Annotated in this window: 16 protein-coding genes and 3 tRNA genes; 6 read left to right on the forward strand and 13 right to left on the reverse strand. The window is 61.0% G+C overall.

Features of this window, described 5'->3' with window-relative positions:
* Positions 1 to 58: 58 nt before the first annotated feature.
* Positions 59 to 1342 (forward strand): FAD-binding oxidoreductase, encoded by a 1284-nt coding sequence (locus tag D8U73_RS18395; protein ID WP_130905359.1) that lies wholly within the window; start codon positions 59 to 61, stop codon positions 1340 to 1342.
* Between the two features lie 75 nt (positions 1343 to 1417).
* On the opposite strand, the gene D8U73_RS18400 is transcribed toward D8U73_RS18395, so the two are convergent.
* The 5 genes from D8U73_RS18400 to D8U73_RS18420 all read right to left on the reverse strand — a co-directional run bounded on the left by D8U73_RS18400 (position 1418) and on the right by D8U73_RS18420 (position 8109).
* A complete protein-coding gene (locus tag D8U73_RS18400) occupies positions 1418 to 2389 on the reverse strand; it encodes an XdhC family protein (RefSeq protein ID WP_130905360.1) in 972 nt (323 codons plus the stop codon).
* Between the two features lies 1 nt (position 2390).
* Positions 2391 to 3626, reverse strand: a complete 1236-nt coding sequence (locus D8U73_RS18405; protein WP_130905361.1) for a cytochrome c — start codon at positions 3624 to 3626, stop codon at positions 2391 to 2393.
* A gap of 2 nt (positions 3627 to 3628) precedes the next feature.
* Positions 3629 to 4168: a (2Fe-2S)-binding protein gene (locus tag D8U73_RS18410; RefSeq protein ID WP_007982256.1), complete on the reverse strand. Its 540-nt coding sequence runs from the start codon at positions 4166 to 4168 to the stop codon at positions 3629 to 3631.
* Positions 4161 to 6992: a xanthine dehydrogenase family protein molybdopterin-binding subunit gene (locus tag D8U73_RS18415; RefSeq protein ID WP_130905362.1), complete on the reverse strand. Its 2832-nt coding sequence runs from the start codon at positions 6990 to 6992 to the stop codon at positions 4161 to 4163. Before D8U73_RS18415 ends, D8U73_RS18410 begins: the two co-directional genes overlap by 8 nt.
* A gap of 175 nt (positions 6993 to 7167) precedes the next feature.
* Entirely contained in the window at positions 7168 to 8109 is a 942-nt protein-coding gene (locus tag D8U73_RS18420) for a LysR family transcriptional regulator (RefSeq protein WP_056853690.1), read from the reverse strand.
* A 124-nt stretch (positions 8110 to 8233) separates the two neighbouring features.
* Between D8U73_RS18420 and D8U73_RS18425 the strand changes: the two genes are divergently transcribed.
* The 4 genes from D8U73_RS18425 to aldA are packed head-to-tail and all read left to right on the forward strand — an operon-like array spanning position 8234 to position 13015.
* Positions 8234 to 9529 carry an MFS transporter gene (locus tag D8U73_RS18425; RefSeq protein WP_056853691.1) on the forward strand — a complete coding sequence of 432 codons (1296 nt, stop codon included), beginning with the start codon at positions 8234 to 8236 and terminating at the stop codon, positions 9527 to 9529.
* Between the two features lie 32 nt (positions 9530 to 9561).
* On the forward strand, positions 9562 to 10746 hold the full coding sequence (gene rhmD, locus D8U73_RS18430; RefSeq protein ID WP_130905363.1) for an L-rhamnonate dehydratase: 1185 nt from the start codon (positions 9562 to 9564) through the stop codon (positions 10744 to 10746).
* A 14-nt stretch (positions 10747 to 10760) separates the two neighbouring features.
* Positions 10761 to 11561 carry an HpcH/HpaI aldolase/citrate lyase family protein gene (locus D8U73_RS18435; protein WP_130905364.1) on the forward strand — a complete coding sequence of 267 codons (801 nt, stop codon included), beginning with the start codon at positions 10761 to 10763 and terminating at the stop codon, positions 11559 to 11561.
* Between the two features lie 20 nt (positions 11562 to 11581).
* On the forward strand, positions 11582 to 13015 hold the full coding sequence (gene aldA / locus D8U73_RS18440) for an aldehyde dehydrogenase (RefSeq protein WP_130905365.1): 1434 nt from the start codon (positions 11582 to 11584) through the stop codon (positions 13013 to 13015).
* Positions 13016 to 13132: 117 nt separating this feature from the next.
* On the opposite strand, the gene D8U73_RS18445 is transcribed toward aldA, so the two are convergent.
* From D8U73_RS18445 to D8U73_RS18455, 3 genes are all read right to left on the reverse strand, one after another.
* A complete protein-coding gene (locus D8U73_RS18445) occupies positions 13133 to 15556 on the reverse strand; it encodes a TonB-dependent receptor (protein ID WP_130905366.1) in 2424 nt (807 codons plus the stop codon).
* A gap of 67 nt (positions 15557 to 15623) precedes the next feature.
* Positions 15624 to 16568: a FecR domain-containing protein gene (locus D8U73_RS18450; protein ID WP_130905367.1), complete on the reverse strand. Its 945-nt coding sequence runs from the start codon at positions 16566 to 16568 to the stop codon at positions 15624 to 15626.
* A complete protein-coding gene (locus D8U73_RS18455) occupies positions 16565 to 17074 on the reverse strand; it encodes a sigma-70 family RNA polymerase sigma factor (RefSeq protein ID WP_056853697.1) in 510 nt (169 codons plus the stop codon). The genes D8U73_RS18450 and D8U73_RS18455 overlap by 4 nt, the downstream gene beginning before the upstream one ends.
* 29 nt (positions 17075 to 17103) lie before the next feature.
* Between D8U73_RS18455 and D8U73_RS18460 the strand changes: the two genes are divergently transcribed.
* On the forward strand, positions 17104 to 17283 hold the full coding sequence (locus tag D8U73_RS18460) for a hypothetical protein (protein WP_130905368.1): 180 nt from the start codon (positions 17104 to 17106) through the stop codon (positions 17281 to 17283).
* Between the two features lie 33 nt (positions 17284 to 17316).
* Here the strand turns inward: D8U73_RS18460 and D8U73_RS18465 are convergent.
* The 5 genes from D8U73_RS18465 to D8U73_RS18485 all read right to left on the reverse strand — a co-directional run bounded on the left by D8U73_RS18465 (position 17317) and on the right by D8U73_RS18485 (position 19804).
* Positions 17317 to 17393, reverse strand: a tRNA-Asp gene (locus D8U73_RS18465).
* A 94-nt stretch (positions 17394 to 17487) separates the two neighbouring features.
* Positions 17488 to 17564 (reverse strand) — tRNA-Asp (locus tag D8U73_RS18470).
* A gap of 53 nt (positions 17565 to 17617) precedes the next feature.
* Positions 17618 to 17693, reverse strand: a tRNA-Val gene (locus D8U73_RS18475).
* A 129-nt stretch (positions 17694 to 17822) separates the two neighbouring features.
* Complete coding sequence (locus D8U73_RS18480) at positions 17823 to 18596, reverse strand: SDR family oxidoreductase (RefSeq protein WP_056853698.1); 774 nt, start codon at positions 18594 to 18596, stop codon at positions 17823 to 17825.
* Positions 18593 to 19804: an O-succinylhomoserine sulfhydrylase gene (locus D8U73_RS18485; RefSeq protein WP_130905369.1), complete on the reverse strand. Its 1212-nt coding sequence runs from the start codon at positions 19802 to 19804 to the stop codon at positions 18593 to 18595. Before D8U73_RS18485 ends, D8U73_RS18480 begins: the two co-directional genes overlap by 4 nt.
* Positions 19805 to 19879: the final 75 nt, after the last annotated feature.

Here is a 19879-nt window from a genome sequence, read left to right on the forward strand (position 1 = left end):
ATTTTTAACTCGGGTAGGATCGACGCACTCGTAAAATATATTAAACAGAGGCTGCAGGATGGCGCACACCCCCTACCCAGAGTCCTACTACGCTGCGTCGGCCAATGCGGTTCCGCCTCGCCCGGTGCTGCAGGACGACGTTGAGACTGATGTCTGTGTAATCGGTGCCGGTTATACCGGTCTGTCCTCTGCCCTGTTCTTGCTGGAGAACGGTTTCAAGGTCACGGTACTGGAAGCCGCCAAAGTCGGTTTTGGTGCGTCCGGGCGAAACGGTGGCCAGATCGTTAACAGCTACAGCCGCGATATTGATGTGATCGAGCGCAGTGTCGGCCCCAAGCAGGCTCAGTTGCTGGGGCAAATGGCGTTTGAGGGCGGGCGGATCATTCGCGAGCGCGTGGCCAAATACAATATCCAGTGCGACTTGAAGGACGGCGGCGTGTTTGCCGCCATCACGCCCAAGCAAATGGGTCATCTCGAATCCCAGAAGCGTCTGTGGGAACGTTTCGGTCACACGCAGCTGGAGTTGATGGATAAAAGCCGTATCCGTGAGGTGGTGGCCTGTGATCAATATGTCGGCGGTATGCTCGACATGAGCGGCGGACATATTCACCCGCTTAACCTGGCGCTGGGCGAAGCGGCGGCTGTGGAGTCTCTGGGTGGCGTCATTTATGAGCAATCGCCGGCGATACGCATCGAGCGCGGCGCCAATCCGGTGGTGCACACGCCGCAAGGCAAAGTCCGGGCAAAATTCATCATCGTGGCGGGCAACGCTTATCTGGGCAATCTGGTGCCGGAGCTGGCGGCCAAGTCGATGCCTTGCGGCACCCAGGTCATCACCACCGAGCCCTTGGGCGACGCGTTGGCGAAAAGCCTGTTGCCGCAGGATTATTGCGTCGAGGACTGCAATTACCTGCTCGATTACTACCGACTGAGCGGCGACAAGCGCCTGATATTCGGTGGTGGCGTGGTGTACGGCGCGCGTGACCCGGCCAACATCGAAGCGATCATTCGACCGAAAATGCTCAAGGCTTTCCCGCAGCTCAAGGATGTAAAGATCGATTACGCCTGGACCGGTAATTTCCTGCTGACGTTGTCGCGTCTGCCGCAAGTGGGGCGGCTGGGTGACAACATCTATTACTCCCAGGGTTGCAGCGGCCATGGCGTGACGTACACACATCTGGCGGGCAAGGTCCTGGCCGAAGCGTTGCGTGGCCAGGCCGAGCGTTTCGACGCGTTCGCCGACCTGCCCCACTACCCGTTCCCCGGCGGGCAATTGCTGCGCACACCGTTTGCGGCGTTGGGCGCCTGGTATTACGGGCTGCGGGATAAGTTCGGATACTAATGCAAAAAAAGGGTCGCTGAATGCGGCCCCTTTTTTGTAGGAGTAAGCCTGCTCGCTCCTACAAGGGATCAGTGATTACAGCTTGTCCCGTGCGATACCACTGCGGATTCGCAGGATGTCGGCCAGTACCGCAAGAGCAATTTCCGCTGGCGTCTTGCTGCCCAGGTTCAAGCCTATTGGCGCATGAATCCGCGCCAGTTCGGCATCGCCCAAGCCACCAATGCGCCGCAAGCGCTCGAAGCGCTTGCGCGAAGTCTGCAGCGAGCCCATCACGCCGATGTAGAACGCCTCGGTGCGTACCGCTTCCATCATGGCCAAGTCGTCGATACGCGGGTCGTGGGTCAGCGCCACCACGGCCGTGTCGCTGTGGCAGCCACCATCGGCGATGAACACTGACGGCAATTGACGACGAATCTCTACGTTTTCCAAGACCACGCCTTCCAGCACTTCATCCCGCGGATCGCACAGAATCACTTCGAAGCCCAGGCCCACGGCAAACTCCGCACAGGTCTGGGCCACGCTGGAGTAGCCGGCGAGCAACAAGCGCTGAGCGGCACCGATGCGCAGCCGCACACGGTCGACCTCACGCTCGACGCGAACACCCTGCTCGCGATCATCGAGCAGACTGCGCGCCCCACTGGCCAGATCGACTTCACGGATCAAGCGGCGTCGGCCCAATAGCGCCGACTCCAGCTCCCGCAAATGCGCCTGAACATCGCAATCAGATTCAAGCGTCTCTACCAGTACGTCGAGCACGCCACCACAGGGCAAGCTGACCCGCGAGCGCGGATCGTCACCTTCGCCGTAACGCACGACGCCGACGGCGTCGTCAAACGCGCCCTCGGCGACGCGTTCAAGAAAGTCTTCCTCGACACAGCCGCCGGACAGCGAACCGATCCACTGGCCGTCGGTATTGACTGCCAACAGCGAACCCGGCGCACGGGGCGCCGAGCCGTAAGTGGCGAGCACCGTGCACAGCCAGACGCGTTGCCCGGCCAACGACCACTCCAGCGCCCGCCGCACCACTTGCAGATCGAGATGCTGCATGTCAGTGCGCCTTGTGCTCGAGCGGCGCATCGGCCCGCAGCTTCTGCACGTCGTTTACCGCCAGGTCGCCCGGCAGACCACCCCAACCCTGACGCAGGTAGTTCAGCAAGTCGGTGAGTTGTGCATCGCTGAGTTTTTCGATGAAACCGGGCATCGGTTGCATGTGCTCGAACCCGGAGAATTTCTGTTCACCGATACCGTCGTCGATTACCCGCACCAGATTGCGCGGATCTTCCAGGCGCAGCGTGGTATTGCCGCGCATGGCCACGGCGATGTGTGGCTTGCCTTCGCCATCGACCGCGTGGCAACCGGCACAGACGTTCAAGTAGTCCTGACGCCCGCGCTGGGCGCTGGCGCTGAGTTTTTCCAGTGGCACGTCGGTCAGCACTTTTGCCGCTGGCGGCTGATCGCCGAGCAGGAAGGTGGCCATGGCGGCCAGATCCGGGTCAGTGAGGCCCTGAGTGCTGTTGTGGAACACCGGGAACATCTCGTTGAACATCGTGCCCTGGGCGCTCATGCCGTGCTTGAGGAACGAGCTCAGGTCCTGATGATTCCAGCCACGCGCGGCCAGGTCAGTGGCCAACAGGCTCGGCGCCAGATAGCCATTGAGAACGCCACCGGTCATGCGCTTGTCCATCTGCATCGCACCAGGCAAACCGCGTGGCGTGTGGCACTCGCCACAGTGACCGAGCACGTCGACCATGTACTGGCCGCGCTTCCAGGCTTCGCTCTTGCCTTCGGCGGATTCCAGCTTCACGTCCTTGCCGTACATCATGTTCCAGCCCATCAGACCAGGACGCACATTGAACGGAAAGCTCAGGCTAGTGACCGGTGCAGCGCGCTCGATCGGCGCGATGGTTTTCAAGTAGGCATGAATCGCGTCGGAGTCTGCACGCGGGATCAAATGATACGAGGTGTACGGCATCGCCGGGTACAGGTTCGCCCCATCGCGGCGCTTGCCTTCGGTCAACGCAGCGAAGAATTCGTCATCGTTGTACAAACCGATGCCGTGCTCTTTGCTCGGCGTGATGTTGGTGCCGTAGATCGTGCCGAACGGCGAGACGATCGGCAGGCCGCCCGCATACGGCGCGCCACCCGGCGCGGTATGGCACGCCATGCAGTCGGCGGCACGGGCCAGGTATTCGCCCTGCTTGACCTGCGCATCGTCAGCGTGAGCCAGCAACACAGGCGCTGCCAGGCCGACCGTCAACGCGAGACGGCTAAGTAGTTGTTTCATGCTTAACCCTCCTTGACCAGGCCGAGATCAGTCAGCACGTTGCGCGTGGCGCTGTAGTAGCGCACGTAGCCGGTGCAACGGCAGATGTGATGACCGAGGCTGTCCTCGATGACTTTTTCCAGTTGGCTTTTGACGATGGGCTGTCGCTGCAGCTTCTCTACCAGCACCGTCGCGGCATTGACGAAGCCAGGCGCGCAGTAACTGCACTGGAAGGCGAATTCGTCGACGAAGCGCTGCTGGATCGGGTTCAGTTCAGTGACCTTGCCCTGCTCGTCGCGGGTCGCGTGGCCTTCGATGGTGCGCACCTTCTTGCCTTCGAAATAGTGCGCGCCAGTAATGCAGGTGCGCACTTCTTCGCTGGTGCCGTCCGGGTTATCAACGATCACCACGCAGGCGTGGCAAATGCCCTGGCCGCAGCCCAGGCGCGAACCGGTGAGGTTCTTGTACTCGTGCAGGTAATCGATCATCGGCAGGTCATCAGGGATGTCCACCGGGCCGACGGATTGACCGTTGAGGGTCAGTTGAAGCGGACGGTTAGCCATTGAGGGCCTCCTTGATGCGGGCAGAAGTGATAGGCAAGTCACGGACACGTTTGCCGATGGCATGGGCCACAGCGTTTCCGATGGCACCGACCACCGGGATCATCACCACTTCGGCGATGCCCTTGGACGGGTCGCTCGGCGACAATGGCGGCAGGATTTCCGCGGTCTGTTTCCACACCGCAACGTGACGCGCCATCGGCAGGCGATAACGGTTGAAGTTCCAGTCACCCTCCCCCGGCCCGCCTTCGTACAGCGGCATTTCTTCCATCAGCGCATGGCCGATGCCCATGGCGATGCCGCCTTCGAGCTGACCCTTGACCAGTTCCGGCACCAGTACCCGACCGCACTCGACCCACGAGTGATGGTTGAGCACCGACACTTCGTGCGAACCCTTGTTGACCTTCACTTCCACCAGCGTCGCCACCGGGCTGTAGTAAGTCACCGCCGCGTTGTTCAACTGAGTCGCCGGGTAGGCGATGTTCTGCCGGTCCAGCAGATGGAAACCAGCGCTGTTCATCTGCGCTTTCTTTGCTTTCGGCGCACCGTCGCCGTACTTCACCGCCAGGCCATCGAGCGGCAGACGCTCGCGCACGCCATCGATGCTGAACTCGGCCTCGGCCCAGCTCCAGCGGTTGAAACCATGGACCGTCGCGCCAGTGACCAGACCGCGCTCGTGAGCACGCTTGGCTAGCACTGCAAAGGGCAAAGGTTCCATGCCGTTGGCGGTGAGCTTGCCGTCGACCCAATGGGCGTCTTCACGGCGTACCACATAAGGGTTGGCCTGGCCGCCGTAAGGGCCTTGGCGCCAGATCTCCAGCGCCGCTGGCCACAAGCCGTGGTTGAACAGCACACGCGCCGCTTCACGGGTGGCGTGGCTGAAGTAGTACGCCGAGTTGGTGGCCGACGACGCCGAAGCGACCTTGCCGACCCAGCGCGGGTTGCGCAGGAAGTTGTCCTGCTCGGCCTGGCTCATGATGTAGGGGTTGCCGCCGCTGATCAGCTGCAACTCCTTCCATTCGGTTTCGCCAGTCTTCACTTCGTGTGCCGGGTTGCCGAGGAAATCGGCCACCACCATTGCCTGGGAAGTGGACATGCCGGTGCCGATTTCGATACCGATGTGGCGCAGGGTGATACGACCGTCAACGGTGTATTCGATGCTGGCCATCGGCGCTTCCGAACCGGTGCCGAAGTCTTTCTGGCAGATGGCGAAACCGATGCCATACCAGTTGTCCGGGTCGGCTGATTCGCGTTGTTGCTTGATCGCGTGACGATTTTTCCAGGTGTCGTGAACGGCAGCCTTGTCGAGAATTTCATGCAGGCGCAAGGCACCGGCCGGGATCGCGCCCTGGGTGTTTTTCATGCCCGAACGCAGCGCATTCTTGCGCCGCAATTCAATGGCATCGACACCGAGGCGATCGGCGATTTCGTCGACCATCATCTCGGTGGACGCCATGCTTTGCAGGGTGCCGTAGCCACGCATCGAACCGGCTTCCACCGCGCGCGAATGATAGGCCGTGACCTGCAAATCGTTCTGCGGCATGTAGTAGATCGACTGCGCCGCCGTAGCGCCAACCGCTGCCACGGATGGGCTGTAGTTGACACGTCCACCGCCGTCGACGCTCATCTCGGCGCGGAAAATCCTGAAGCTGTGATCGGTCTTGTCCACGGCCAGTTGATAGCGGATATCGAATGGATGGCGCTTGATGCCGCTCTGGAATTGCTCGTAGCGGTCGTTGGCCAGGCGTACCGGTACACCGGCGCCGTACAACGCTGCGAGGGCGGCGTAGTAGACGAAAATGTTGTGGTCTTTGGAGCCGTAACCAACGGTGTAGCCCGGGTGCATGTTCAGGTTGGCCAGGCCGAAACGCGACGGCGCGATCATCTTCGCGGTCTCGGTCGCGGTTTCCAGCGGACATTGGGTAGCGACGACAAAGTGCAGGGTCTTGGTGGCCGGGTCGTACCAGCCGTTGCCGTTGTCCGGTTCCATCGCGGCCGGTTCGATCGACGGCGTCTTGTAGCGCTCGTCGAACACCAGCCAGTTATCCGGCGGGGTGTCGATCTGCTGCTTCATGCGCTCGGCGTAGAACAAGCCGCGCTCGGTCAGATTGCCGTGCAGGTTCGGCTGGGAATTCCACACCGGCCGACGGTTTTTCAGCATCGGAAACAGGATCGAGTCCTTGAGGCTGGCGAATTCGTCTTCGTCCGCCGAGGTCGGCCCGCCCACGCGCACATAGCGGAAGCTGCCGTAGGGATCGCCTTCGTAATACGGCACCTTGGCACCGTAACGAATCGCTTTGTCATTGAATTTGAGTTGAGCCTTGGCCTTGCGGAACCGCTCGAAATCGTTCCAGATCAGGATCGCCACCGGGTGACCGATGAACATCGGCACCTTGCCTGCCGGCAGCAGCGGATCCGGCGCGTGTTCTTCAGGGAACACGATGCCGTCCTTGACCAGGTCTTCGGCGGTGACGATGCGATCCGGTTGCAGATCGGCGCCAAGCCACGCCAGGTCGATGCCGGCAAAGATGTGGTCGGCCTTGATGGTTTTCAGCAGCATGGCGTGGCCTTGCTGCTGCGGCCAGCCCGGCATGTCCTTGGCGCGGATGTCGCGGGCAAAAACCTTGCTGCCGCAAACCTTGGACAAGGCATCGTTACGGGCGCGCGCCTGGCCATTGTTGCCGAGCCACTGCTCGGACGGCACGGTCACGCTGTTTTCCATCAAGGCGGCCAGCGCCTGGCTGCTCAATGGCGTGAGCGTCACGCTCACACCCGCTACCAGCCCGCCCTGAAGGAACGAGCGCCGGGATATATCACGGTTGGACATGGATCATCCTCTGGGCGGTTATGGGGTCCGCCCTTCTGGTTATGTACTGGGAATCTCGAGTCTTGCAGAAGCCCTTCTTGACGATGCAAAGGGCTGTGTCGACAGTGCAAAGCTGACCGAAAGGTTAACTTTAAAGGTTTATGCGCGCGCGGAAAACAAAAAACTGACCATGAGATCAAAAAACCGCGGCTTTTCGCCGCAGCAGGTCAATGAACAAACCCAACTCCCGACTGATGTGCTCCCCCTTGCGCAACAACAGTCCGAATGGCGCCAATTGCACATCCAGCTCCACCGGCAGCGCCACCACCAGGCCCATTTTCAGGTAGTCGCGCAGTGCGGTTTCCGACAGCACCATGATCGCGTCGGTCAGTTGAATCAGTTGCTGCATCGAGTACACCGAGCTGCATTCAATAATGTCTGCCGGCAGCGGCAGCGCCAGGCGCTGCAAGGCTTGATCCAGGCCGATGCGCGCCGGACTGGTTTCAGGTTGCAGAATCCAGGGCCAGCCGTTGACCAGTTCCGCCATTTCCAGCTTCTTGCGTCGGGCCAGCGGATGGCCGGCGTGCACCACCACCAGCAAACGTTCATTGCCCAGTTGTTCGAAGACGTAGTGCTCACTGTCGGTGGCGGCGTTGCGCCGGGCGATGGCGAGGTCGATACGGCCCTGTTCCAGCAACTGGATCACCTGGTCACTGGTGTCTCCCATGATGCGAATCCGCAATTGCGGATTGAGCGACTTGATCTCGGCAATCGAATCCATGACCAGATCCGGCGCTGCGCCCATGATGGTGCCGATCGACAAGTAGCCGTAACCGCCCTGCTGCCGCGCCATCAGGTCCTCGGCGCAACGGTCGAGACCGCTGAGGGCCGATTCGGCAAAACGCACCAGTTCCTGGCCCAGCGCCGTCGGTCGCATGCCCCGGGGCAAGCGTTCGAACAGGTCGCAACCGAACATGTCTTCAATTTCATGGAGCATGCGCGTGGCCGCCGGTTGCGACATGTTCAGGCTTTGCGAAGCGCGGTGCAGGTTCTGGCTGGTGCTGAGCGTCACCAGCATGTGCAGATGCTTGTAGCGCAGGCGATTGAGCAGGCTGCGGGAGATGATCGGCGTGGTCATGGCAAACCTTTTTATCGATACCCTCAAGGTATCAGTTGTGAGCTAGATTCGATTTGTAACGCATCGATCAGCGGCCGTACAGTCTTCCCCATAAGAACAAATGCCCTACCAAAGGAAAACTGCGATGAAGACTCTACCTGCGCCTCTGCTCGCCAAAATTTCCTGGCGGCTGCTGCCGTTTCTCTTGTTGATGTACATCATGGCCTTCCTCGACCGCGCCAACGTCGGGTTCGCCAAGCAAGCCTTCCAAGCCGATACCAACATCAGTGATGCCGCGTTCGCCTTTGGCGCCGGGGTGTTCTTTGTCGGTTATGCGCTGCTCGAAGTACCGAGCAACCTGATCCTGCACCGCGTCGGCGCCCGTTTGTGGATGTGCCGGATCATGGTCACCTGGGGCCTGGTTTCTGCAGCCATGGTCTTTGCCCACAACGAAACCACCTTCTACGTCCTGCGCTTTTTGCTGGGCGTGGCCGAAGCCGGGTTCTTCCCCGGGGTGATCCTTTACCTCACCTACTGGTTCCCCAGCGCTGTGCGCGGCAAGGCCATGGGTTTCTTTTACTTCGGTGCGCCGCTGGCGTTCATCTTCGGTAGCCCGTTGTCCGGTCTGCTGCTGGAACTGGACGGCTTTGCCGGGTTCCACGGCTGGCAATGGCTGTTCGCCGTTGAAGGCTTGATGGCCTCGGCAGTGGGCGTCTGGGCCTACTGGTATCTGGACAATCGCCCGGCCGATGCCAAGTGGCTGACCGTCGAAGAGCGCCAACAAGTGCAGAGCCTGCTCGATCAGGAAGATAGCCATAAACAGAACCACGGCCGCAGCCTGCTCAACGTGATTTGCCAGCCGTCGATACTTTACCTGTGCCTGATCTACCTGCTGATCCAGGCCAGCGTCTACGGCGTGGTGTTTTACCTGCCAACCCAGGTCGGTGGACTGCTCGGCACCAAGGTCGGGCTGATGGTTGGACTGGTCACCGCGATCCCATGGATCTGCGCTCTGATCGCGGCCTACCTGATTCCCGGCTACAGCGACCGTACCGGCGAACGTCGCCGCACCGCATGCCTGACTTTGCTCATGGCCGCCGCCGGGATCGCCTGCTCGGTAACCTTCAGCAACCCGCTGCTGGGCATCATCGCCCTGTGCTTCGCTGCTTCAGGTTTCATCGCCGTGCAACCGGTGTTCTGGACCTTCCCTTCCAGCTACCTCGCCGGCAGCGCCGCCGCGGCCGGGATCGCCCTGATCAACTCGTTCGGCGCCCTCGGCGGCTTCATCGCCCCGGTGCTGAAGAACTGGGCCGAAGGCGCTTTCCATTCACCGGCAGCCGGCTTGTATGTGCTGTCCGCTACCACTGTCATCGCCGCGTTGCTGGTGCTGGGCGTACGTGCGCCCGGGCATAAAGCCTCGAACAAACCGGCCACCATCTAACCTGACCGCCGTTTAAAAAAAGGAATCACACCATGGGCATTCCAACCATCAAACACGTCCGCGCTTTCACCCTGCGCGGCGGTGGCGCGGATTATCACGATCAAGCGGACGGCCACTGGATCGACGATCACATCGCCACGCCAATGAGCAAATATCCCGAGTACCGCCAGAGCCGCCGCACCTTCGGCATCAACGTGCTCGGCACCTTGGTGGTCGAGATTGAAGCCAGCGACGGCACCGTCGGTTTCGCCGTGACCACGGGCGGTGAGCCTGCCGCTTACATCGTCGAGAAACACCTGGCGCGCTTCCTCGAAGGGGCTCGCGTCACCGACATCGAAAAAATCTGGGACCAGATGTACCAGTCGACCCTGTATTACGGGCGCAAGGGCATCGTCATCAACACAATCTCCGGCGTCGACCTGGCGCTGTGGGACTTGCTCGGCAAGATCCGCCATGAGCCGGTGCATCAGTTGCTCGGTGGCGCGGTGCGCGACGAATTGCAGTTCTATGCCACCGGCGCCCGCCCGGACCTGGCGCAGAAAATGGGCTTCATCGGCGGCAAGATGCCGCTGCACCACGGCCCCGCCGAAGGCGAGGAAGGCTTGCGCAAGAACCTCGAAGAACTGGCGACCATGCGTGAACGCGTTGGCCCGGACTTCTGGCTGATGCTCGATTGCTGGATGAGCCTGGACCTCAACTACGCCACCAAACTGGCGGTCGGCGCCCACGAACATGGTTTGAAGTGGATCGAGGAAGCCCTGCCACCGGACGATTACTGGGGCTACGCGGCGCTGCGCAACAACGTGCCCAAAGGCATGCTGGTGACCACCGGCGAACACGAAGCCACGCGCTGGGGCTTCCGCATGCTGCTGGAGATGGGCTGCTGCGACATCATTCAGCCGGATGTCGGCTGGTGCGGAGGCCTCACTGAACTGGTGAAAATCTCGGCCCTCGCCGACGCGCACAATGCGTTGGTCATTCCGCACGGTTCCTCGGTGTACAGCTATCACTTCGTCGCCACTCGCCATAACAGCCCGTTCGCCGAGTTCCTGATGATGGCGCCCAAGGCAGACGAAGTGGTGCCGATGTTCCATCCGCAATTGCTCGGCGAACCGGTGCCGGTCAATGGCCGCATGCGTCTGTCGGAACTTGATCAGCCCGGTTTCGGCGTGACACTCAACCCCGAATGCCAACTGCATCGGCCCTACAGCCGCTGAGAAAGGAGCTCGACATGAACATGCCGCACAACGCTTTCAAGGCTGCGCTTAACAAACCCGCGACCCAGTACGGCATTTGGGCCGGGTTCGCCACCGGCTACGCCGCCGAGATCGTCGCCACCACCGGTTACGACTGGATGCTGATCGACGGCGAGCACGCGCCGAACACCGTGCCCGGCGTACTGACGCAATTGCAGGCAGTCGCCCCCTACTCCACCGCGCCAGTCGTGCGCGCGGTGAATGGCGATGCCAACCTGATCAAGCAACTGCTGGATATCGGCGCGCAGACACTGATGATCCCGATGGTTGAAACCGCCGAACAAGCCCAGGCACTGGTGCGCGCCATGCGTTACCCGCCCCACGGCATTCGCGGTGTCGGCGGCGGCCTGACCCGCGCCACACGCTGGGATGGCGTACCCGACTATCTCAATACCGCCCACGAACAGCTGTGCCTGATCGTGCAGGTGGAATCGCGGATCGGCGTGGAAAACGTCGAAGCGATTGCTGCCGTCGAAGGCGTGGATGCGGTGTTTATCGGCCCGGCGGATCTGTCGATTGGCCTGGGCCACGCCGGCAATCCTGGCCATCCGGACGTTCAGCAACGTATCCGCCACGCGGTGGACGCCACGCTCGCGGCGGGCAAGGCCTGCGGCATCCTCGCCCCCAACGAAGAAGACGCCCGTCGCTACCAAAGCTGGGGCTGCCAGTTCATCGCGGTAGCCATCGACATCAGCTTGCTGCGTCAGAGCGCCATGGCCACCCTCGCCCGTTACCGCGAACCCGCCAGCACTCAAGCGCCTTCACGCACTTACTGAACTGCCAAGGAGTCGTCCCCATGTCGTCCGTGCCTGTTTACGAAAACTTCATCAACGGCCAGTTCGTGGCCAGCGCTGCCCACATCGATGTGATCAACCCGGCTACCGGCGCCGAGCTGTCGAAAGTCCCCGCCTCAACCGCCGAAGACGTCGAACGCGCCCTCGCCGCGGCCCGTGCGGCGCAAAAGGACTGGGCGCGCAAACCGGCCAATGATCGCGCCGGCTACCTGCGCCGCATCGCTGCCAAATTGCGGGAAAACGTCTCGCACCTGGCACGCACGATCACCTTGGAACAAGGCAAGATCAATGGCCTGGCCGAAGTCGAGGTCAACTTCACGGCCGATTACCTCGACTACATGGCCGAATGGGCGCGGCGCATCGAAGGTGAAATCATCACCAGTGACCGCCAGAACGAAAACATCTTCCTGTTCCGCAAACCGCTGGGCGTGGTGGCCGGGATTCTGCCGTGGAATTTCCCGTTCTTTCTGATCGCCCGCAAAATGGCCCCGGCGCTGTTGACCGGCAACACCATCGTCATCAAACCCAGCGAAGAAACCCCGAACAATTGCTTCGAATTCGCCCGCCTCGTGGCCGAAACCGACCTGCCGCCCGGCGTGTTCAACGTGGTATGCGGTGACGGCCAGGTTGGCGCGGCATTGAGCGCGCACAAAGGCGTGGACATGATCAGCTTCACCGGCAGCGTCGCCACCGGATCGCGCATCATGGCCGCCGCCGCGCCGAACATCACCAAGCTCAACCTGGAACTGGGCGGCAAAGCCCCGGCGATTGTACTGGCTGACGCTGACCTCGATCTGGCGGTCAAAGCCATCCGCGACTCACGCATCATCAACAGCGGCCAGGTGTGCAACTGCGCCGAGCGGGTGTATGTAGAGCGCAAGGTTGCGGATCAATTCATCGAACGCATCGCTGCGGCGATGAGCGCGACTCGCTATGGCGACCCAATCGCACAGCCCGACGTCGAGATGGGACCGCTGATCAATCGCCAAGGCCTGGATAGCGTCAACCGCAAAGTCCGTACTGCGTTGAGCCAGGGTGCAAACTTGATCAGTGGCGGACAGATGGCCGATCTGCCCAATGGTTTCCACTTCCAGCCCACTGTTTTAGCCGGTTGCCGCGCCGACATGGAAATCATGCGCGAAGAGATTTTCGGTCCGGTGCTGCCGATCCAGATCATCGATGACCTGGACGAAGCCATCGCCTTGGCCAACGACTGCGACTATGGCCTGACCTCGTCGATCTACACCCGTGACCTTGGCAAAACCCTGCATGCCATGCGCGAGCTGGATTTTGGCGAAACTTACGTCAACCGCGAGAACTTCGAAGCGATGCAAGGCTTCCATGCCGGTGTGCGTAAATCCGGGATTGGCGGAGCGGATGGCAAGCATGGGCTGTATGAGTACACCCATACCCATGCGGTTTATTTGCAGGGCTGAACGTTGCTTTGAACCTGTGGCGAGGGAGCTTGCTCCCGTCGGGGTGCGAAACGCCCCATGCGGGGACTGCTGCGCAGTCCAGCGCGAGCAAGCTCCCTCGCCACACTTGCTCAGTGCTCAAAAATCCACAGTCGCCGACAGCAAATAGGTCCGCGGCGTCGACAGCGTCAACCCAGGCTCGCTGTCGTCCGAAGCCCCGGCCGAACTCCAGTAACGCTTGTCGGCCACGTTCTCGACATTGGCCCGCACGGTAATGGTCTTTTCGTCGACCCTGAACGCATAGCGTGCGCCGACGTCGAATCGCTCCCAAGAGTCGATTTCTTTGTTGTTGGACTGATCCAGATACTGCGAACTGGAATAGATCCCGCGACTGGTCAAAGTCAGGCCCTGCACGTTTGGCACGTCCCACTCGGCACCGAGGTTGACGTTGTATTTCGGCGTCGCGGGCGCCCGGTTGCCGTCAAATGTGCCATTGGTGGTATCGGTCAACTCGCTGTCGATGTACATCACACCGCCGAGCAACCGAAACCCCTTGAGCGGTTCGCCAAAGACGCTCAACTCGACACCCTCGTTATTGCGTTTGCCATTGGGGCCAAAGACTCGCGTCGTGGCGTTGGTTTCGTAGGCCGGCTGCTTGATGCGAAACACCGCAGCGGTGACGGCGAATGCTCCGGCGTCGTACTTGGCACCGACTTCGACCTGGCGACTGATGAACGGCGGGAAAATCTCGTCCTCGTTCACCGAGGTCGACGGCGCGATCTTGCCCTGGCTCAAGCCTTCCATGTAGTTGGCGTACAGCGACAGCTTGTCGGTCGCCTTGAACAGAACGCCGCCCGATGGCGAGAACTTTTCTTCGTCGTAGGCGGTATCGCCTTTGACGTCATCCGACCAGTCATCAACCTTGACCCGCTGCCAACGGCCACCGAGTGTCAGCAACACTCGATCATCAAAAAAGCCCAGGGTGTCGGACAACGCAATGCTGCTGAAGCGGTTCTCGGTATAGACCTCTGGATCGAAACGCGTCGGCCGCACAGGTGTAGGTGTTTCCCGAGGATTGTAGAGGTTGCTCGGGGCTGCCGCATAACGCGCGCCGCCATTTTCGAAGTCCATGTAGAAATAGCTGGCCGCCAGGTTGACCTGATGGCTCACCGGCCCGGTATGGAACCAGTTGCGCACGCCCGCCGTGGCCGTGCGGACATTTTCGTCGCGGGTAAAGTCACGCGGCTGAACACTGAAATTGCCAGCGTCATTGGTGACCGCAACGGCATGCCGGAGGAAGTCATGGTTGCTTTTGCGCGCCCCCACGCCGCCGTACAGCATGACTGAATCGCTGACATCGAACTCGCCGTTCAGCGTGCCGAAGGTGTCCGTGGTTCGCGCCTGACTCCAGGGCTGCGCATAGTTGTCGCGGACATCGTTGGCATTCGGCACCTTTGCATTGGGGCCGATTTGCACGCGCTCTTGCGGGGCATCGGTATCGCGCTCAGTGTGGCCGATGTCAGTCGAAAGCCGCAGGCGCTCACCGCGAAAATCCAGACCCAGCACGGCCATTTCGCGGTCGACGCTCTGGTGATCCCAGTCGGTGTCGCCAGACTGTTTCACGCCATTGAAGCGAATGCCGAACATGTCACCTTCGCCAAAGCGCCGCCCGACATCCACGGCACCGCCGAGTTGGTTATCGGATGCATAGCTGCCGGTAAACGATGTGATCGGCTGGTCAGTGGCGCGCTTGGGCACCACGTTGATCCCGCCGCCCACGCTGCCTCGCGGCGAGATGCCATTGATCAGTTGGCTCGGGCCTTTGAGAATGTCGACGCGGTCGGCCATTTCCATATCGATCGTATAGGTTGGCAAGACGCCGTAGAGACCGTTATAGGAAACGTCGCTGTTGAACAGGCTGAGCCCGCGAATGGTGAATTGCTCGTAACGCCCGCCAGCCGGGTTGGTGGTGCGCACTGATGGATCGCTGGCGACCAGGTCGCCCAAGGTCCGTGCCTGTTGGTTTTTCACCGTTTCACTGGTGTAGGTGGTCATGCTGAACGGTGTTTCCATGAAATCCTGCGAGCCCAGCAACCCTTGCGACCCTCGGCGCGCGACCTGGCCGCCGACATAGGGGTCGCCATGTTCGGAATCAACGGCACCGAGGATGGAAGTCGCGCCCAATTGCAGGCTGCTACCTGATGGTGCCGGAATCAGAATGTAGGCGCGTTCGCCCACTGGCTGCAGTTGCAAGCCCGAGTTCTGCAACAAGCGGGCAAAGCCCTCTTCCACTCCGAACTCACCGGACAAGCCGGCGCTGCTGCGACCGCTGACCAGCGCCGGATCGACCGACAGATTGACTCCCGCCAAACCGGCGAACCGTGTCAACGCATCGCCAAGGCCTCCGGCGGGCACCTGGTAACTGCGACGGGCGGCGTCATCGGCCCAACTGCTGTTCATCAAAAGCGGGCTGGCACTGAGGCTCAACATCAGGCTCAGGCGCAACAACGGACGCAGACCGGACGACACCGGGCGCGGACAGCAGGACTTTACTGCGGGCATTTGAAGAAGCTCTCTTGTTCGTTCAGTTGCCTTGAATGACAAGCGAGTCGAGAAAAGGGGACAGACCTCACACAACTTTTTTGCGTGGCAGCAACGTCACCCAATAGCGGGTCCGCATTTGCACTTCCAGCGGCAGACTCGCAGAGAGCAGCGCGAGAATGCGATCGGTATCGTCCAGCCGAAAACTGCCGGTCACACGCAGCGTTTCGAGTTCCGGCTCCCAGCGCAAGACACCTGGCCGATAGGTGTCGAGTTCACGCAGGAAATCCCCCAACGGCTGATTGTTGGCCATCAGTACGCCTTCACGCCAACCGGGTTGGAGCACGTCAAAGGCTTGCACCGCTCCGGCACCTGACGCTCGCAAATTGGTTTGCTGACCGGCCCCAAGCGTGAGCAAGGCGCCCTGCAAAGGTCGCAACTGCACTGCACCGCTAAACACCGACACCCGGCAGCCCAGGGCATCCTGACGAACACAGACTTCGCTTTGATCAACGAGCACCTGACCGAACCGGGTCTGGATCGTCAGCGGTGAGACACCCGACACCTTCAACGACATTTCGCCCTCCACCAATTTCACATGGCGATTCGGCATGTCCACATCGACGGCGCTGGCGGTATTGAGTTGCAATTTGCTGCCATCGGCCAATTGCACCTGTTTGCGCTCGCCGGTGGCGGTGTGCAAATCGGCACGCCAGATTTCCAGCGGCAACTGCCGACTGATCAGCCAGGCCGCTGGCACCAAAGCCACCGCGCCCAAGGCACGCTTGAGCACCACGCGCCGTCCGGGATCAGGGCGGTCGAGCGTGCTCAGGGCCAATGCCGGTGGCAGGTCGGTAAAGCGTTGACGCAAGGCCTGTGCCTTCTGCCACGCGTGCTCGTGACTGGCCGAGGTTTCGCGCCACCGCTGCAGATTCGCGCGATCCTGCTCGGTGGCTGCGCCGGACTCCAGCAACGCCAGCCATTGCGCAGCGGCACGGACCACTTGGCGGGCGTCGGGCGCGGCACTGTTCACAGTTCCACCAACAGGCAGTGCTCGTAGGCCTGTGCCATGTAGCGCTTGATCGTGCGCTGCGACACTTTCAGGCGCTCGGCAATGTGCTGATAGCTCAAACCTTCAAGTTGACTCCAGAGGAACGCCCTGCGTACTGGGCGCGGCAATCCGTCGAGCAACTCGTCCAGCGCTTGCAGGGTTTCCAGCAACAGCCAGCGCTGTTCCGGGGACGGCACGCAGTCTTCAGGCAGCAATGCCAGCGCGTTCAGGTACGCCTGCTCCAGGCTACGTCGCTTGTAGAAGTTGCTCAGCAGGCGCTTGCCCACCGTCAGCAAATAGGCACGGGGTTCGTGCAGATCGGCAATCCGCTGAGAACTGGCGAGCAAACGCAAAAACGTATCCTGGCTGAGATCCGCCGCATCGCAGGCATTGCCCATGCGCCGCCTCAACCAGCCTTCAAGCCAGCCACGGTGATCGCGGTACAGGTCGTGAAGGGTTTGCTCCTTCGGCATCGCTGCATCACTCATCTCAAGAAGCCCTGTGCCAGGAGTCGTAAATGAGAGTGATTCTAATTAATGTTGCAGCGACGAACCAAGTGCTTTATGCAGCAAGTGCGCAGAAAGATCAGCAGCCAGGAGAAAAAGACAGAAAAAGCCAAATTTCAGACACAAAAAAACCCGGTCTTTCGACCAGGGTTTTTGCTATCGACTCGAAGCAACCAGTGGTTTCTTCGTAGCGCCAAGGCGTTCAGTGGGCCTTGGTGCGGATATGGCGCAGCGGACGGGACTCGAACCCGCGACCCCCGGCGTGACAGGCCGGTATTCTAACCGACTGAACTACCGCTGCGTATCGCTTTGGACTTTCGCCCAAGTAACTCGTTTGACTGAAAGCTTCGGTGCTTTTCAATCGCGAACCAGACCTTGATCTGCTTCGTAAATAATGGCGCAGCGGACGGGACTCGAACCCGCGACCCCTGGCGTGACAGGCCGGTATTCTAACCGACTGAACTACCGCTGCGCGTCGGTGGAGGCATTTCAGCCTACCTCTTGCTTTCGCAAGTTTCTCGGAAGTGGTGGGTGATGACGGGATCGAACCGCCGACATTCTGCTTGTAAGGCAGACGCTCTCCCAGCTGAGCTAATCACCCGTTTGCATCTCCGAGGCCGCGAAATTTACGCAGGTAGCGAACCTAAGTCAATAGCAGGATTGAAGTTTTTCTGAAAAAGACAAAATCGTTTCAATCCGGACAATCTCGCCAACAGTCCGACCGCTGGAGTTACTCGCTGTAAATCATCTTCTTGGTCATGCCGCCATCGACCACGAATTCCTGCCCGGTGACAAAACCGGCGTTCTTCGATAGCAGCCAGGCCACCATCGCCGCCACGTCCTCGACCGTCCCTACCCTGCCCGCTGGATGCTGGGCATGATCGGCGTCGGTCAACGGCTCGGCACGGCGCACGGACGGGTCACGTGCATCGATCCAGCCCGGGCTGACGGCATTGACCCGAATCTCCGGGCCAAGGCTGATGGCCAGTGCATGAGTCAGGGCCAGCAAACCGCCCTTGCTCGCCGCGTAAGCCTCGGTATCAGGTTCCGATTGCCCGGCGCGGGTCGAGGCCAGGTTGACGATCGACCCGTTGTGAGCACGCAGATACGGCGCACAGTGCTTGGCCAATAGCATCGGCCCACTGAGATTCACTGCCAGCACCCGATTCCAGTAAGCCAGGTCGAGGCTTTCCAGGGTGATGTTGTGCGGATCGGCCACCGCCGCGTTGCACACCAGCGCATCCAGCCGCCCGAACTGCCCCAGCACTTCGGCCACGCCCAGGGCCACCTGACCTTCGTTGGAAACGTCCATGGCGATGAACCAGGCGTTGTCGCCGAGCGCTTTCGCCACTTTCGAACCGCGTTCACGATCCAGATCCGACAGCACCACTTGCCAGCCTTCGCTGATCAACCAGGCCGTGATACCCAGGCCAATGCCCCGCGCAGCGCCGGTCACCAGCGCCACGCGGCCGTTGGAGCCGGTTGGCGTCGACAGCTCGATCACAAGGCAGCCAACCCGCGCGCCAGGTCGGCTTGCAGGTCTGCCACGTCTTCCAGACCGACCGCGATGCGGATCAGGCTGTCACGGATACCCGCCGCTTCACGCTCTTGCGGCGCCAGACGGCCGTGAGACGTGGTGCTCGGATGGGTAATCGTGGTCTTGCTGTCACCAAGGTTGGCTGTGATGGAAATCAGGCGCGTCGCATCGATAAAGCGCCAGGCGCCCTCTTTGCCGCCCCTGACCTCGAAACTCACTACAGCCCCGAAACCTTTCTGCTGCCGCAGCGCCAGCTCGTGTTGCGGATGGCTCTTGAGGCCGGCGTAATGGACTTTTTCGATACCGTCCTGTTGCTCCAGCCATTCGGCCAGCTGTTGGGCGTTGGCGCAATGCGCCTTCATCCGCAGGTTCAGGGTTTCCAGGCCCTTGAGGAAGATCCAGGCGTTGAACGGGCTGAGAGTAGGCCCGGCAGTGCGCAGGAAACCGACCACTTCTTTCATCTGCTCGCTGCGACCGGCTACCACACCGCCCATGCAACGACCCTGGCCGTCGATGAACTTGGTCGCCGAGTGCACGACGATGTCCGCGCCCATTTTCAGCGGCTGCTGCAACGCCGGGGTGCAGAAGCAGTTGTCGACCACCAGCATTGCGCCTTTGGCGTGGGCGATTTTCGCCAGTTCGGCGATATCGACCAGTTCGGCCAGCGGGTTGGACGGCGATTCTACGAACAGCAGCTTGGTGTTGGCCTTGATTGCCGCATCCCAACCGGACAAGTCAGCCAAGGCTACATAATCGACTTCAATGCCAAAACGCTTGAAGTACTTCTCGAACAGGCTGATGGTCGAACCGAATACGCTGCGCGACACCAGCACATGATCGCCAGCGCTGCACAGGCTCATCACCACCGCCATGATCGCCGCCATGCCCGTGGCAGTGGCCACGGCTTGCTCGGCGCTTTCGAGGGCGGCGATGCGCTCTTCGAAGGCGCGTACGGTCGGGTTGGTGTAGCGCGAGTAAACGTTGCCCGGCACTTCCCCGGCGAAACGCGCAGCGGCATCGGCAGCGGTGCGGAACACGTAGCTGGATGTGAAGAACATCGGATCACCGTGTTCGCCTTCCGGCGTACGGTGCTGACCGGCACGTACGGCCAGGGTATCGAACGCTACGCCTTCGAGGTCGCTGTCCAACCGACCGGCATCCCAATCCTGACTCATGCTGTCACTCCTTGCCCTATTCGATGGTAGATACAAAACCGGCCCGCAGGAGCGAGGCTTGCCCGCGAAGAGTCC

The sequence above is a fragment of the Pseudomonas sp. Sample_22 genome (assembly GCF_004307635.1).
In the GTDB taxonomy this organism is placed as follows: domain Bacteria; phylum Pseudomonadota; class Gammaproteobacteria; order Pseudomonadales; family Pseudomonadaceae; genus Aquipseudomonas.